This window comes from Thiomonas sp. (assembly GCF_054608695.1).
The window spans coordinates 102,549-117,923 of record NZ_JBTRXV010000004.1; the positions used below are offsets into that span (position 1 = coordinate 102,549).

General features: G+C 62.4%; 15 protein-coding genes. 3 read left to right on the forward strand and 12 right to left on the reverse strand.

Annotated features, from left to right (window positions below):
• Positions 1 to 86: 86 nt before the first annotated feature.
• The 12 genes from ACYCUK_RS03810 to trbB form a co-directional block, all read right to left on the reverse strand.
• The gene (locus ACYCUK_RS03810) at positions 87 to 1,328 is read right to left on the reverse strand and encodes a hypothetical protein (RefSeq protein WP_461593504.1); all 1,242 of its coding nucleotides are present in this window, start codon (positions 1,326 to 1,328) and stop codon (positions 87 to 89) included.
• Between the two features lie 108 nt (positions 1,329 to 1,436).
• On the reverse strand, positions 1,437 to 3,128 hold the full coding sequence (trbL, locus tag ACYCUK_RS03815; RefSeq protein WP_461593505.1) for a P-type conjugative transfer protein TrbL: 1,692 nt from the start codon (positions 3,126 to 3,128) through the stop codon (positions 1,437 to 1,439).
• 355 nt (positions 3,129 to 3,483) lie between these two features.
• Positions 3,484 to 3,990, reverse strand: a complete 507-nt coding sequence (locus ACYCUK_RS03820) for a hypothetical protein (protein WP_461593506.1) — start codon at positions 3,988 to 3,990, stop codon at positions 3,484 to 3,486.
• Positions 3,991 to 4,103: 113 nt separating this feature from the next.
• Positions 4,104 to 4,793 (reverse strand): P-type conjugative transfer protein TrbJ, encoded by a 690-nt coding sequence (trbJ, locus tag ACYCUK_RS03825; protein ID WP_461593507.1) that lies wholly within the window; start codon positions 4,791 to 4,793, stop codon positions 4,104 to 4,106.
• A gap of 12 nt (positions 4,794 to 4,805) precedes the next feature.
• The gene (locus ACYCUK_RS03830) at positions 4,806 to 6,179 is read right to left on the reverse strand and encodes a hypothetical protein (protein WP_461593508.1); all 1,374 of its coding nucleotides are present in this window, start codon (positions 6,177 to 6,179) and stop codon (positions 4,806 to 4,808) included.
• Between the two features lie 75 nt (positions 6,180 to 6,254).
• Positions 6,255 to 6,728, reverse strand: coding sequence for an outer membrane lipoprotein (locus ACYCUK_RS03835; protein ID WP_461593509.1), 474 nt, complete (start codon positions 6,726 to 6,728; stop codon positions 6,255 to 6,257).
• 65 nt (positions 6,729 to 6,793) lie between these two features.
• Positions 6,794 to 9,241: a VirB4 family type IV secretion/conjugal transfer ATPase gene (locus ACYCUK_RS03840; protein WP_461593510.1), complete on the reverse strand. Its 2,448-nt coding sequence runs from the start codon at positions 9,239 to 9,241 to the stop codon at positions 6,794 to 6,796.
• An 18-nt stretch (positions 9,242 to 9,259) separates the two neighbouring features.
• Positions 9,260 to 9,562: a conjugal transfer protein TrbD gene (gene trbD, locus ACYCUK_RS03845; RefSeq protein ID WP_461593511.1), complete on the reverse strand. Its 303-nt coding sequence runs from the start codon at positions 9,560 to 9,562 to the stop codon at positions 9,260 to 9,262.
• Between the two features lie 9 nt (positions 9,563 to 9,571).
• On the reverse strand, positions 9,572 to 9,910 hold the full coding sequence (locus tag ACYCUK_RS03850; protein ID WP_461593512.1) for a TrbC/VirB2 family type IV secretion system protein: 339 nt from the start codon (positions 9,908 to 9,910) through the stop codon (positions 9,572 to 9,574).
• Positions 9,911 to 10,013: 103 nt separating this feature from the next.
• Positions 10,014 to 11,924 carry a TraI/MobA(P) family conjugative relaxase gene (traI, locus tag ACYCUK_RS03855; protein ID WP_461593513.1) on the reverse strand — a complete coding sequence of 637 codons (1,911 nt, stop codon included), beginning with the start codon at positions 11,922 to 11,924 and terminating at the stop codon, positions 10,014 to 10,016.
• Positions 11,924 to 12,310 carry a plasmid mobilization protein gene (locus ACYCUK_RS03860; RefSeq protein WP_461593514.1) on the reverse strand — a complete coding sequence of 129 codons (387 nt, stop codon included), beginning with the start codon at positions 12,308 to 12,310 and terminating at the stop codon, positions 11,924 to 11,926. Before ACYCUK_RS03860 ends, traI begins: the two co-directional genes overlap by 1 nt.
• 102 nt (positions 12,311 to 12,412) lie before the next feature.
• Entirely contained in the window at positions 12,413 to 13,366 is a 954-nt protein-coding gene (trbB, locus tag ACYCUK_RS03865) for a P-type conjugative transfer ATPase TrbB (RefSeq protein WP_461593515.1), read from the reverse strand.
• 245 nt (positions 13,367 to 13,611) lie between these two features.
• On the opposite strand from trbB, the gene ACYCUK_RS03870 reads away from it, so the two are divergent.
• The 3 genes from ACYCUK_RS03870 to ACYCUK_RS03880 all read left to right on the forward strand — a co-directional run.
• Positions 13,612 to 14,028 carry a hypothetical protein gene (locus ACYCUK_RS03870; RefSeq protein WP_461593516.1) on the forward strand — a complete coding sequence of 139 codons (417 nt, stop codon included), beginning with the start codon at positions 13,612 to 13,614 and terminating at the stop codon, positions 14,026 to 14,028.
• A gap of 27 nt (positions 14,029 to 14,055) precedes the next feature.
• Entirely contained in the window at positions 14,056 to 14,700 is a 645-nt protein-coding gene (locus tag ACYCUK_RS03875; protein WP_461593517.1) for a hypothetical protein, read from the forward strand.
• Between the two features lie 67 nt (positions 14,701 to 14,767).
• On the forward strand, positions 14,768 to 15,375 hold a 608-nt coding region (locus ACYCUK_RS03880), incomplete at its 3' end, for an IS5 family transposase (RefSeq protein WP_461593518.1).

The following is a 15,375-nucleotide window of genomic DNA, read 5'->3' on the forward strand; positions in this document are numbered from 1 at the left end:
AATACTCCTGGGTTGCCGGCGAGGCCGGGTTGAGTGCTTATGGCGTGGACACGGCAAAGCGTGAGACGCCGGAAGCGGAAGAATGATCAGCGCCCCAGCGCATGGCGCGTGGCCAGTCTGTTGAACGGCGACGGCTTGGCGGCTTGGCCAACCATCCTTGCTTGCCCCTGCTGTTGACTTTGGCCCGCACCCGGCGGCGAGAAGGCTTCCGCGCGATCAGTCTTGACTTGCCCGCCGGTGCGCGCGGTGTCAAGGAACATGCGCACTGCGGCGTGTCCAGACTTGACGTCTGCACCATGGCTTTTGAGTAAATCGTGGGCGTCGAAACCAGGCCTGTCGTTGTCCACCAGGGCGACCTTGCCGCCGCAAAGCTCCGCCGCCTCAACCGCCTTGCGGATCCCGACAAACGAGTTGGCGTGGCTTTCTTTGCGAAGGTCGTTGTCGGCAGCGAAGACAATCTCGTGGCTAACAGTCAATCCGGACGCCTTGAGCCAGCGCGCCACAGCCGGCAAGTTGTTGGCCGACAGGGCCGCGAGCACGACGGTCTGCTTCGCATCGGCATCGCGTGAATCCCAGCCGGCGGTTGCTGACCTCACCGCCTGCCCGGTGCGCACGCCTTCGGTGACGACGATGCGGGCGCCTGACGGCAACCAGGAAGCATCCAGTGCCGCTCCAGACTTGAAGGCCGCTTCCCGCAGCGGCAGCGGCACGAACGCGCCAGCTAACTTGCTCCCGGGGACGACATACTTGTCCGGTATAGCCGTTGTGTTGCGCAGCAGTTGTTGCGCCCCACAGAGCTCCAGCGCAAGCGCGTTTGGCTCCACAGGACGGAACAGCGGAGCGATCAGATCGCCTGCGTGCCGGTGCCCCTGAGGAAACTCGCGAATGCCGCACGGATGCACCCAGGAGCCGCCCTTGACGAACTGCGGGTGATCGTCACGCGGGAACGCTTTGGCGTTCCAGGCGGCGCGAACTCCCGTAATACAGGCCTCGTCAACCGGCTCGATGACGGCTGCAGGCACAGATGCTCGCTGGGGCGCATGCTGGATTGACGCAAGGTCGATCCCCAGATCCCGTGCCGTGATGTAGGCGGTTGGCGATCCATCCTTTGCTTCTCGACCCGCCCGCCATGGCGCGGGGAGATCCACGCCGCCGCGATGCGACGTGATCACCGCGATGCTGTCTTTGATCAAGACGGTTTGCGCATCGGTTGATCCGGCACCATCGTTGGCGCGGTACATCGTGCCCTCGCGCGCCTGGCGCGGTTTTCCAATCGCCCAACCGTGAGCTTCCAGGCTAGACAGGACAGACTGCTCGAATGCAGACATGAAAAACCCCAGTAGTGTTGCGTCACTGGGGATATGCGCAAGGGCGGCATGACATGAAAAAGCCCGGCGAACCTTGCGGCTGACCGGGTTAATCGAGGGGCAAGACAATCAGTCGATGTGATTCATGCGGATGCTCACGCCGCCGCTCTGGCCGTCGTGGGACAGCCCGGGTTTGCGCCGGTTCGATTCGTGCTGCAGACTCTGCGCGCCATCCTTGAGTTTGTCTCCGATGCTGCGATTTTTTTCGGGCGGCCCATTGTCGCTCTCGAACTGGCGCTGCGCGGCAGACGCATCCGTGCCACTGGCCGCAGTCGGCCCGTCGGCATTCTCCCCGATGGGGGCTGATGAAGAGGCGAACCCGTTTCCGCCAGGCGTAGCGTTCACCGTGGTCTGAGCCGGGGACAATCCCGCTTCTTGCGTCATTGCCGCATTCGCCTTGCCGAGCTCGGCGCCGGACTTCACGACATCGCCTGCACCCTTGACGGCTTGCCCAGCCGCTTCGGCTGCATTACCTGTGGCTTTCCCGGCCCCCTTGGCCGCCTGCCTCGCGGCCTCAAGACCTTTGCCTGCCGTGCCGGCAGCACGAATACCTTTGCCTGCGGCCTGCATGCCCGAACCCGCGCCCGATGCCAGGGATTCCAGCCGCGACGTGCCCGACACGCCACCGACAGGCTCGCCGGGAAGCATGGCGCTTCCGCCAATGCCACCCTTTGCGGCGGACTGCGTGCGGTTGAAGATACCGGCGGCCATGCCACCCGCCTGCATGCCAGCCGCAGCGCCCGCCAGCCCGGCGGCAACTGGAGCCGCCGCCATGCCGCCAGCAGCGGCGCCGGCGTTCGCAAGACTCATGGAGGGAGAGCTGTTCATCATGGAGCCAGCGATACCCGGCACCATGTAGCCGACCGCTCCGTAAGCCAGCGACGTTGCGCCAGCGGCCATAAAGTCCAGCGGCCCCACCGTGTTCTGTCCAGGAGGCAACGCCTGCACGGCAGCCCAGTGCTGGATGATGATGTTCGCAAGCTGGCCGCCGAATCCGGCAACAAGATAGATCGTGAACAGCTTGATGCCGACGCTCACTGCGTAGCCGAAATATTTTTCCGCAAACGGCAGTGTCCAGCGGCTACCGGCGAACCCCAGCATCAGGGCGCCACCGCCGATCACGATGTAGCTCTCGATGGTTGTGATGAGCAACTGGATGGCAATGGCGAGGAAACCTAGGATCACCATCAGGCCCGTTATGCCGATGAAGATGGCCGAGAGCAGGTTTGTGCCGATGGCTGCGAGGGACTTGCCGGGGCTGAGTAGGCTGACACTACCAGCGGTTTGCTGGTTGTTGATTCCATCCGCAACGGAAACAACCTTGGCCGCAGTATCGATGCCCTGCGTCAGAATTTCAGAAGGGCCAACCGTGGTGGAAATCGACGTGGCTCCGCCACCGCCGACAGTCTGGCCTGCCTGGGTGAAGCTGTTGATGATGGGCGGGATCCAGGTCGGCGCTTCGGTCAGCAGCATCGCAAAGAACGCGATGCCGAGAATTTTGAGCGTCATCGAGGTCAGCAGTTCGCCGAGATCATTCTTGCGCAGTGTGTAATTCATCGCGGCCCAGGCAAACTCCAGCCCGGCCAGACCGAAGAACAGCGGGCGGGCGAGATTCAGCGACGACGACATCCAGCCCGTTGACGCCTGTTGGAATGTGCCCTGAATCTGGTCAAGAACGCCGTTTCCGGCATAAGCGGAAGGCACGGCAAGGCTGAGCAGAAGGACCAGCAGCAGCCAGCGTACGGAACGATTGCGTTTCATGGTTCACCTGTCGATGGAGTTGACAGATGGATATGCGGCGAGGCGGCAGCGGTGATAACTGTGGCGCAACTGCACCCGTTTTCGACGGTGCACAGGCAGGAGCAAAGAATGGTGACGCGGGCACATGCCGCTTCTCGGCATAGCGGCTTATGGGGAGATCAACAACCAAACTGCTGCGCGAACTTGAGCGCGAATTTCCGTCACTGTGTTTTGAGCACACTGCAAGCGGACATCTCCGCGCATCGCGTTGCGGCGGGGGCGGTCTGGTGTTCCTGTCCAGCACGCCGAGCGACCAGCGGGCCAGACAGAACCAGCGGGCCGACTTGCGGCGATTGTCCAGACAGCGGACCGGTGATCAGTAAAACCCCGCGCCCGTGGTTTCCACGGCAGCGCACGCGCCGGTCGCACCAAGTCCACCATCGCCCATTGCCTGACACCATGCACCCTGAATCGTGTGCTCCTTGGGGTGTGCCTTGAACCAGGCATGATCGCGCCTGGCATACGGCCCTTGCGCCTGATCCGCCCCAGCATACAGGTTATGGCAGGACACCGTGCCACGACGCTTTGTCACCGCATCGGCACTCGCGGCGGCGTTGCCCTGGGCATCCTTGCCGCTACACCACAAGGCTTCCTGCCATGCGGGATCGGATGCGGCGGCAACGAGAGCGTGACTGTTCAACTGTGCTGTGTACCAGGCGACCGTTTGCCCACCGAACGGGCCTTCATCGGTGTTGATCTTGACCCCAGCGATCTGCCCCACGCCAGGCGCGGTGACGGACGGGGCTTGTCGCCCGCAACCCGACAGCAGGGCGGCGGCAACAAGAAGCAGGGCGGGAATGGAATGACGTGCAGACGGTTTCATGGGGCGCTCCTTGCGCGAGGAAGAGTGATTGAGAACTGGGGCTGTTTCGATGAGTCGCCCCGCACTCGCGCCCGAAGGCCGTCTGTACTGTGGATATTACCCAAGGCGGCAGATCAGTAGAAGCCCGCCCCGGTCGTTCCCGTCATGAATTGCTGATTGATCTGGTTCTTTTGCAAGTCCTGCGCGTTTTTCGCGCCGATCGCGTTCAGTTCCACTTGGCTGTTGGTCATCATGGTCTGCTGTAGGCCCTGCAACTGATTGACCATCATCCCGGCGATCTGGTTGCCCGCTTGCATCACCTGCATGCGTCCCGATGCTGATTGGCTGGCGGTCTGGATCTGCTGCAGGGCTTGCTGCTGGGTCTGGAAGTCCTGCGCCTGCAAGCCATAGGAATTCAGCGCTTGCTGGATTTGACTGGTCAGGTTACCGTTCCATTGCGAGAGGTTGGTTTGGTAATCCTGCCCATTCACGCCGTACTGCTGCTGGACCCCAGCAGCGGTGTTTTGCGCCGCGTAGGTCAGTCCTTGCGCCTGTCCGACGAGGTTCACGAGCGACTGCAACTGACCGGAGATGTTCGGCCAGACTTGCGTCGGCAGATCCTTTAGATTCAGCGCCTGGTTGTAGACCATCTGAAACTGCGCCTGAAGCTGCTGCGCCTGCGTGGCGTACTGCTCGACCAGCGTCAATTCTTGGGTGATCTGCTCTGGGAAGGTCGCCCCGGCGATCAGGCCCGTGGCGTGGGTGGGTGTCGTGGCGATGACCGCGAGTGAAGTCAGGGCGAGGAGGTATGTCTTCAAGGTCATGGTGATCTCCGGTTACTGTCCGTTCTGAGGCACGCCAGTGGCCGCGCCGATCTGATGCAACGTGCTCGACGCATCCGTCGTCGCGGTCGTGCTGGCGGCGGCGTTGAAGGTGTTACCAATGGCGGGAGCCGCTGCGGTCGCGGCGCTATACGTCGAGTTGCCGTCGTTTGTCTCCGAGATCTGAATCGCCTGCTGCGTGCCGTAGATCGACGCCTGTTGCTCAACCTGCTGCTGCGCGATGCCAGCGGACTGAGTCCAGGTTGGGTCGCCAGTGGATTGCGCCTGGCTGTTGTCATAGCTGGCAATCTGGTTCGCCGCATTGCGGGAGTACTCGGCGTTCAGTCCGGCGATACCCGCCTGCGCTGCGGTCACGGCGTCGTTCTGATTTTTCTGGCTGGTGGCGTTCAGTGTTGCTTGCTGGGCATCTGCCGCGCTGGTGTAAGACGTATCCGTGTTGGCCATCGTCGCGGATTGCCCTTGTTGCACGCCGGTCTTCGCCGTCGTTTGCGTGAGCGCCTGCTGAGTGTTCGTCGAACCCGCTGTCTGCCCCTGCTGCACCCCCGTCATGGACTGGATCTGCTGCAGCGTGCCCGCTGCGCTGGACAGCGCGGATGCGGCGGCAGCGGTATTCAATGCCGCGCCTAGGACAGGCGCTGCGGCGACGTTACCGGCGTAAGCGCCATTGGCGATGTTCTGCTCGACGGCGTTGGCCGCCATCCAACCCGCTGCGCAATAAGGGCTGCCGCAGGACGCGGCATTTTGCGCGTCCTGATAGGCGGTTTTATTCGCAGTGAAGCCGGTGGAGGTCATCCCATTCATCGCGGCCTGGGTGGCGGCCCCGGCAATCAGGTACTCGCCGGTGTTGTTCGTCACCGTCGGTTGTCCTTGCGGGACGCCCGTGCTCTCCGCGATGCTGCTGTTGGACTGTGCCGACCCGGACGCGGCAGACGATTGCGCGGCGTCGCTGTTGGATTGCGCTACGGCGGGCGCAGCCGCCACCTCGGCGCTATACGCGGTGTTCTGCGAGGCCTGGCTTTGCAGTTGCACGGGAATCTGGTTGTCCGCCTGAGTCTGGTTGTCGTTTGCAACGGACTGCGCTTGGTCAGATGCCTGTTGCCAGGCGTCGCTATAGCCCATGCCGCTATAGCCGCTACCGACGCTGGCCGCGTCCTGGTTCGAGATGTCTTGCGCCGTGTTCGCTGCTGCCTGGTATGCCTGCTGGTCGTCATACGCCACGCCCGCGTTGTAGGCGCTGGTGGAATTCTGTTTCGCCGCCGTGCTCAGCGCTTGTTGCGCTGTGGGATCTGGGACGGGCGCAGGCGCGGTCTGCGAGAACGCCAGCAACGGCAATACCGCCAGTGCGGCGGCGAGGATGGTTTTTTTCATGGCAGATCCTTTCTTGCCCCTGTTTTCGGGCTTGGTTGGGTATGCCGTGGACACGGCATACCGCAACATCACCGATCAGTCCACCGGCAGCACGCGCGCCTTGCCGCCGTAGAGATTGCCGATGATCTCAACGCGCTGGCCGACGGACAGTTGCACATCGGCTGCCTGCGTGATCGCAATTGCTTGGCCGTTATCCAGGCGCACGGTGATCTGCAGACCCTGCGCACGGGTCACAGCACCTTCCGCAGCACTCCCGGCGAGGCCATCAGCCACCGCGCCGATGATGGCAAGCGCGGTCGATCCACGACCATTGCCGGTGCGCGAACCGAGATAGCCGCCCGCAGCGGCGCCGCCCAGCGTGCCGATGCCGGTGGAATTCGGCGCGATCAGCACCGGCTGAATGGACAGCACCGTGCCGAACTGAACGGCCTGCGCCTGCTGCGACCCCTGAACGGTGTAGCCCAGCGCAGACGCGTCAGGAACACCAGGGTTGGCGCAGGCAGACAGAAAGAGAGGGGCAAGAAGAATGGGGAGCAGGGCTTTGCGCATGATGACCTCGTGCGTCGAAGTAGATGCAGGGATATGCCGCGAGGCGGCACGCAGCCGCGCCTGCATCAATATGCTGCCCACTTCTGCGCCGCGTCGAACTGGCCGCGCTCGCGTAGCCACTGCGCGGGCCAGGCATCACCCAGCGAGCCGCGCAGTTCGCGGATGCGGGCAACGTCTTCCTTGCCCGACGCGCCAACGAAGGCGATTTCGGGCGCGGACAGTCCCAGCTCGAACAGGCGACGGCCATCGGGATGGATGACGTAATACTGCCGCTTGGGGGTTGCCATCGTCAGGATCTCGATCTGCCGCTGGTTCAGGCCGACCCCTTCGTACAGCGGACGGATGTTCTCGGTCATCGCTTCCGGGTTGGGCAGCAGGATCTTGGTCGGGCAGGACTCGAAGATCACATCGGCGATGCCGGATTTGGTCAGGTCGGTGAGCGACTGCGTGGCGAACACCACGGCCACATTGGCCTTGCGCAGCACCTTCAGCCACTCGCGGATCTTGGCCTTGAACGCGGGGTGCCCGAGCATGATCCAGGCTTCGTCCAGCACGAGCAGAGTCGGCTGGCCCTTGAACCTCTGCTCAATCCGGTGGAACAGGTAGGACAGAACCGGCAGCACCACCTTGTCGCCCTTGTTCATCAGATGCTCCATCTCGAACACCTGGAACGGGTCCTCGGCCAGCGCATCGGTTTCGGCGTCCAGCAGATGCCCGGCCGCGCCGCTGACGGTGTAGTAACCCAGCGCGTCGCGCAGTTCCACATCCTGCAGTTGAATGAGCAGGTTGGTCATGGTGCGCTGCGCCATCGCGTCGGTGGACTGGCCGAGTTGCACAATCGCGCGGTAAATCTTCTGGCGATGCTCCGGGGTGATGCGAACCCCCTGCAGTTCGCATAGTTGCTCGATCCATTCGGCGGCCCATGCCCGATCATTCGGCTCATTCACGCGGCCTAAAGGACAGAACGCCAGGTCGCCATGCTCGCCGCCGATGTCGTAATGCTGCCCGCCCGCACCCCAGCACAGGGGCAACATGGAATAGCCCATGTCGAAAGCAAAGACCTGCGCGTCTTTGTAGCGAAACTGCTGCGCAACAAGGGTCGACAGCAAGGTGGACTTGCCCGATCCGGTCGGCCCCAGAATCACGGTATGCCCCAGGTCGCTAGCGTGCAGACTCAAACGGAACGGAGTGGCCCCGTCGGTCTTGGCGTACAGCAGGGGCGGGCTGTTGGGTGGGTAGAACGGGCAGGGGTTGTTATCCGGCCCGGCCCAGACAGCGGTGAACGGCAGCATGTGCGCCAGATTCAGCGTGTTGATCAGCGGGCGGCGCACGTTCGCGTGGGTGTTGCCTGGCATCGTGCCCAGATACGCTTCCACCGCGTTGACCGTCTCGATGCGCGCACCGAACCCAGCGTTCTCGATGATCTTGCGCACCTCGCGGGCGATCTCGTCCAGCGCTGTACTGTCCGCGTGCGCCAGCAAAATGACGCTGGTGTAGTAGCCGAAGCGCACCGCACCCGATTGGTTCTCGCTGATCGCGGCCACGGCATCTTCGGTCTGCTCGACCGCGTGCATGTTCAGGTGCGTCGCCGCGCCACCCGAGGCTTCGCGCACCAGATTCATCATGCTCTTGCGCTTCTGCGCCCACTTGCTGCGGTAGCTGTTGAGCACCTTGTCGGCCTGTGCTTGTGACAGGTAAATGAAGCGGTTACTCCAGCGGTAGGCCACCGGCAGGCGCGACAGGAAATCGAGGATGCCAGGGGCAGAAAAAGCCGGGAAGCCTTCGACGGCCAGGCAGACCATCGGACGGCCATCGAGGCATGGCTCAAACCCCGTGGTGAAGTCGTGTTGGCCGATCACGGCGTCCAGGTACATCGGCACTTCGGGCATCTTCACGAGACGGGGCGCATTCAATGTGACGCAGGATTCGAGATAGCCCAGTAGTGTGCTGGTGACCGCACCCGTGCGTTCTTCCACAGCGTCAGACATACGCTTGATCTTGACGACCGTGGACAGACGTGATTCCACTTCGCGGATGCCATCCTTGAAGCGCTGCAGGTTGCGCGCGGCGGCGCCGGATTTTTCACCGCCATCGATGAACATGGACGCAGCCTTGTCTGCCGCATCGGGATCGGGGAACCAGGAGATGGTGAGAGCGAACCGGCTCTCAAATCCCGCATGCTGGCCTTCATTCCGCGCCTTGCGCATGTCATCGATCAGGCGCGTGGTGCGATCGGGGAATGCTCCGGCCTTGGCGTAGCCAGGGGCCTGCTGCCTGATGGCGTCGCAGTTGATCACCCAGCCATCATTGAGCGACAGCGCGTTGTTGATGCGCGCTGCCATCGCGCCGAGTTCTCCTTTGGTTGCGGAGTCCAGATCGGGGCCTTGATACCACCAGCCTGCAAGCAGCGCGCCCGCCTTGGTCAGCACAATGCCGTCATCGACCAGGGCCGCCCAGGGCAGCAGGTCGGGCAGACCGGCGGCGCGGTCGCGGAATTCTTTGAGAGCAAGCATGGGTGTTCCTTTGGGTGGCTACTTCCACTCGCGCGACTTGCCAAACGGCGTGGCGCGACCGGCGTAAAAGCGTTTGAATGCGAGAGAGCGGCGTCCGGTTTTGGAAAGCTGCGGATCGAATGACGCGGCGCGGGACAGCGCCCAGGTGCCTAGCACCCAGAGACCGATCCCGAGACCCGCCGCCCACAGCTTGGCCAGCGAAAACACGAACACCCCGGCGAGAGTCATGAGACCGAGCACCAGGGTGCGCTCACCGCCGAGCATGAGCAGCGGACGGTTGAGCGACCCATGGATCGGCGCGGAGTTGTCCTGATCGTCCACGGTGGCTCCTCAGATCACCGCGCCGGACAGGCCCAGCGCCGCTAGGAACTTGTTGCCCATGACGATCATGGCAACACCCAACACGACGTACAAGGCTTTCTTGGCTATCCCGCCCAGCTCTTCACCGAACACCAGGGCGGCGCCTGCGGCGAGGAAGGCGATCACGCTGATGCCGGTGGCGACCGGGCCGGTCAAATCGTTCTGCAGCGTCTGGATGGGGGTGTCCCACGGCAGGCCGCCAGAGGTGGACGCAAAAGCTTCCATGGTCGTTGCCGCGAACACGGTGGCAGCGAGAGACAAGCGACGCACCACGGCGGCGCGCAGGTTGCGGGTGGTGGAGAACTTCATGGCTGATCCTTTCGTGATCAAGTGACTGAGTGACCGGTTGTGACAACACCGCGCGGCGAACGCCTTGCATGCATGGATATACGAATGGGCGGCAAAGCGCGATTCAGCGCGGCGGCGGATCACGGAGCAGGGCGGGGTGCGGTGGTCGAGACGGCGTGCGCTCGACCGCGATATGTGCGTGCTCCTGCTCGACGATGTGCTCCAGGTCGGCATCCTGAACACCCACACCCAGGCGGGCGGCCTGCCGCGCGGCCTGCTCGCGGAAAGCGGCGTGTCCTGTGATGAACACTTCACCTCCGAACTTCTGCGCAGCGAGGCGCAAACCCGCTTCGATGGTGTCGGCATCGGGTGTATGGACATCCACGCGCGCCCCTGAATCGGTGAGGTGCACTCGCCCGCTCTGATCGCTGTACTCGATGCGCTGGTTGCGGCGGTCGACCTGGATGCGGGCGTCTTCCAGTGCAAAGGCTTTCCTTACCTCTGCCGTGGGGTCGGGCGGCAAACCGCCAATGGCGCCTGCGACGGAATTCGCGCGCAGTGGATCCAGATCTTCCCCCTCGAGGCCGTTTTTGCTCTTGTTCTTCTGCCGTCCTTCGCGGTACTGGATGCCACGCAGTGCCGATGCCGCGGCGTCATCGCCCGCCATGGCCTGGCGTTCCAGCCAGGTCGGCCAGTCGAGGTGTGGCGCGTCCTTGGTCAACGACGTGCGCTCGGCCTTTTGCCGCTTTTGCAGTTCCTGCCGACGGATGACGGCTTTGGCGGCCCACAGTCCTTGCGCTATCTGCTTGCTTCCGTGCTCGGCGGTGAGTTGCGCGATGCGCGCCGGTTTGAGGGCCTTGAGTTCCTGCCGGAGCGTGACCCGTTCACCCTGATGACGCGCGCGCAGGCTGGACACCAGCGTGCTGCGCGCTTGTTTCTGTGTTGCCTGCTCGCGTTTGTAGGTGTCCGCCAGTTCCTTTCGCGCCAGGACGCGGGCTTCGCGTTTAGCTTGCCGCTCCGGGGTCGCCCCAGTATGTCCAGGAATCTCCTGCAGGCCCGGTTCGGTTCCGGCGCGCACGCCATCGACGAAGCGGGAGTAGGTTTTCGCTGGGTGAGCCTTCACGGCGGAGATGTCGGGGGCAAAGAAGGCCGCACCGAATTTCTTTTCCAGACGACCCAGGCTCAGGCTGTAATGCACGCCGCTGGCCTTGGTGCTGGTGGCGCGGCCATCGGGCAGCTTGGTGTCGATGACCAGACCACCGCCGCTCAACCGCAGCGCGCAGCCACGCTCGGCCAGCATGTCGTGCAGTTCGCCCCAGGAACGCGCAGCAAGCAGCTCATCTTTGGCTCGCTTGTCGAGCCATTCCGACAAGCTGGGAACGCCGGTGTGGACTTCCGCTGCGCGCGCGCCAGGTGTCGGTGCGCGGTCGGTCTTGCGCAGGCCAAGTTGTTCGCGCTGGCTTTTGCCCAGACGCTGGATCGCGCCGTCGGTGACGACATGCGGGCCTTTGTCGTGCGCCCAGCCCTGGGCAAGTTCCAGTTCGCGGCAAGCCTTGTCCAGTACCAGGAAATCCAGCTTCGGAGGGCCGGACAGTTGGAGTTTTCCTGGGTGAACACGGTTGACAAAGACGTGGATGTGCCAGTGGTGATCGCGGTCGGTGTGCAGGCCCCACACCGCCTGATTCTCATCCATGCCGAGCGCTTTGAGCGTATGGGCAGCAGCATCACGGCACTGCTCCGGCGTGGGGCGTTCGCCTTCTCGCCAGGACAGCGCGTAGTGATAAAAGGGATTGGAGGTGAACCGGTTACGCAGGCGGCCCGCATCGGCGGTGTAGTCCATCATGCGGATCGCCAGACCGCGATCTAGCGGATCGGTCAGATCGAGATCGCTGAGTTCCAGGTTGAAACTGCCACCGGCGACATCGCGCTCCAGCGCGGGCTCTTCGCCGCCGTCGCGAAAAATGTATTGCACGCCATGGTGCGCGGAGACCCGACCGCCGCGCGTGTTCTTGAGCTTGATGACTTTGGCAAGCATCAGGCTGACCTGCCTTGTTGCTCACCGCGTTCTGCAGGATCCTTTGCGTCGCCCGCCAACTTGTCGGCATGCTCCAGTACGGCCTTCATGGCGTCCCAGTGGCGACGCTTTTCTTCGTTCGTCCAGTTGGCGGTCTTGGGGTAAAGCCCCTTGAGCATTGCGCCGAGGCGGCGCAGCTCGAACACGGCGCTTTCATCGACGCGGGAGACGATGCGCAGCTTGCCGCCGGACAAGGCGACATCGCGCACAAAAACGCCGGGGCGCAGCCCCCCTTGCGCGGCGTTGCGGTGGATCACGTCGATCTCGGCGCGCGTGCAGCGGAAGTGGAAAAACAGGTCGCGCGGGTCGCGGACGGGTTTGTTCTTGTTGTTGGCCGGTGCGGGCATGGGGGTCCCCGTAAGGTGTGCTGACGGGGATATGCCAGCGGGCGGCAAAGCGCACCGGCGCTGCGTGCGGCGTCAAGACAAAAGCAGGGGCAAAGAAAATGATCAGGCCAGCCGCTCGACGTGGAATCCACCGCCGGCCGACCATCCCCGCACCGCAACGACTTCCTCGATTCGCCGCCCAGTTGCCGTGCGTTTGATCGACACGACCGCATTGACTGCTTCGGCGATCAACTCCGGGTTCGACGGCACACCAGCCTCCTGGACCAGTTGGCCGACACGGATCAGCGCTGCGCTGGCGTCGTTGGCATGCACCGTTCCGACCCCGCCCGGATGGCCCGTATTCCAGGCCTTGAGCAGAGCCAGGGCGCTGCCGTCACGCACTTCGCCCACCACGATACGGTCCGGGCGCAGGCGCATGGTGGCGCGCAGCAACCTCGTCATGTCGATGTTGTCGCTGGTGCGCAGGAACACGACGTTTTCGGCATTGACCTGCAGCTCACGCGTGTCTTCAATCACGACCACGCGGTGCTCCCTATCAAGTCGAGCCGCGCAATCCAGGATGGCGTTTGCAAGGGTCGTCTTGCCTGTGCCGGTGCCGCCGCTCACAAGAATGTTCTGCCGCCCCGAAACGGCCTCTTCAATCACCTGCTTCTGAGCCTTGGTCATGATGCCCTTGGCGACGTAATCCTCCAGCGTGAACACCAGCGTCGCCTTCTTGCGCAGGGCAAAGCTAGCCCGTTCAACCAGGGGTGGAATCAGTGCCTCAAAACGACTGCCATCCAGAGGTAGCTCGCATTCGAGAATCGGGTGCCCTGCTGTCACCACGGCGCCCAGCATCGCGGCGATCGTGTTGACGATGCTCAGCGCCTGCACAGCGGGCACTTCGCCCACGCACTCCATGCCGGCCCCGAGCCGATCCACCCAGAGCGTGCTGTCCGGGTTGAGCATGATTTCGACGACTTTTGGGTCATCCAAAAAACCAAGGATTTTCCCACCCAGCGCACGGCGCAGCGCCTCGGTCTGCCGCGCCTTCGATGTCTGTTGTTCACCGCTCATGACCTGCTCCCGATTGATACGGGGGTATCGCGCGGGGCGGCAGTTACCAACTGTTTCTTTTTAGGGCGGCTCGCCAATCCACGCATTTGGGTTGGTTGCTTGGTGGTTCTTTGTTGTTCTTACGTTGTTCCTCTGATGTTTGTTTGTTGATTATTAGCCGTTGATTGATGATTATATGTTGCTAGTTGCGATTATTCGCCATTCCCGGCGAAAATGTGGTCACTGCACATTAAGGAGTAACCGCAATGACGACAACGACCGCACAACGAGCCCAACAAATAATAGACAGCCTCGAAAATAAGAAGGCTGGACATAATTGGCTTGCACTCTGTAAATCTTCGACCGCCTTTGTCAAGACATGGAGACTCGGCCGCGCGGGGCGGCGCTTGGCATTTCTTGCCTCGCAGGCCAAGAAAACCGAGGCAAAAGGCGCCGCGCGGGGATATGTCGTCGCTCGGCATGCGTTGCTCGCGCTTGAAAAAATGGCACGCAAAGTGAAGTCAATGGGTGGGCAATCGATTGCAACGTTCGTGCACTCTGTTTTTGTGCTTGGAATCTGGGCGACTCGCGCCGTCGCCGGCGTGATTGATTTGCCGGTGCAGCGTTGCGCCAAACAAAATCGAGCGCAGACAGAATTTCAACTACCTGCATTTTTTGCTTAAACCACCGCACATCAGAGGATTATGACCATGGCGACCACGGCAAGCGTTCCCTATCTTTCAGTAACCCCGCTTCGCGACTGGCCGGCGCACGCGCTGATGGCAGAGGCAAAACGCACAGCTAGGCTGTGGCGGAACAACCCTGCATTCAGCCAATCAAACGGCGGTTTATTCTCAAATCATGAAGACCTTTCTTGCGAAATCGCGGCGCGTGTGCTGGATTATCTGCACAAAAAACCTGCAAACGACGGGATTGAGCAGGTAACTTTTTTCCACCAGATCGCGCGATACTGTCAGCCTGGCATTATACAAGACAACTACTCCATTCCGTCTTTAACAGAAGGGATTGAAGATCAGGATGGGGATGAGGCGGATTATGCGCGCCGCGAAATCATGGACACCGACACGGCGATGCGCGAAGGCGAAGACGCGGAGCGCAAGGAGAAACTGCTAAGTCTTTTGTGCAAGATAGGGGTGGGCGAGCGGGATTTTGCTCTGTTTGACACGAGTACGGCCGATTGGATTGACGCGACAGGCTTGAGCGAACGTGAAAATCGCGTCATGAAAACAAAACGCAAGAAGGAGATTGTCGAGAAAATCAAGTTGATGAATCTTGGCGATGATCTTGCTCGATTAATGCCGGTTTTGCGGAATTCGATCCGCGCGCAAGTCTGAATGGCACCTCGAAAAACCGCGCGGACGCTGGCATGATGGCCTGTGTCGGGGGCATGAGGAAGTGGAGATGATCAAGGTCAGTCTGTTTGCGGAGCAAGCGCGCGAGACGAAGCTGGACAAGGTCGGCGACGCGCTGGGCAAACTGGCCGCGCACGTGGACTTTGCGGCGCAGGCCGCGGAGATCGACGAGGCGGCGCCCCGGCCCGGACGCGAACGTGGTGGACGGCCGCCGTTTCCGACCGAGTTGATGGTCCGGATGCTGGTGATCCAGCAGCTGTACAACCACAGCGACGAGCAGATGGAGTTCCAGCTTCTGGACCGGCTGAGCTTCCAGCGCTTCGTGGTGCTGAGGCAGCGTTCGCAAGCGCCCGATCGCACGACCATCTGGACCTTCAAAGAGCGGCTGATCAAGGCCGACGCCACCGCGCGCATCTTCGAAGCGGTGAGCCGACAACTCGACCGCCAGGGCTACATCGCGCGGGCCGGGCAGATGATCGATGCCAGCATCGTGTCGGTGCCCAGGCAGACACTGACCAGGGACGAGAAAGAGATCGTTCAGCAGGACGCCATGCCGGCCGAGTGGTCGCCGGCCAAGCGCCGGCAGAAGGACGTGCAGGCGCGCTGGGCCCAGAAGCACGGCAAGAGCTACTTCGGCTACAAGCTCTTGCCGTGCTT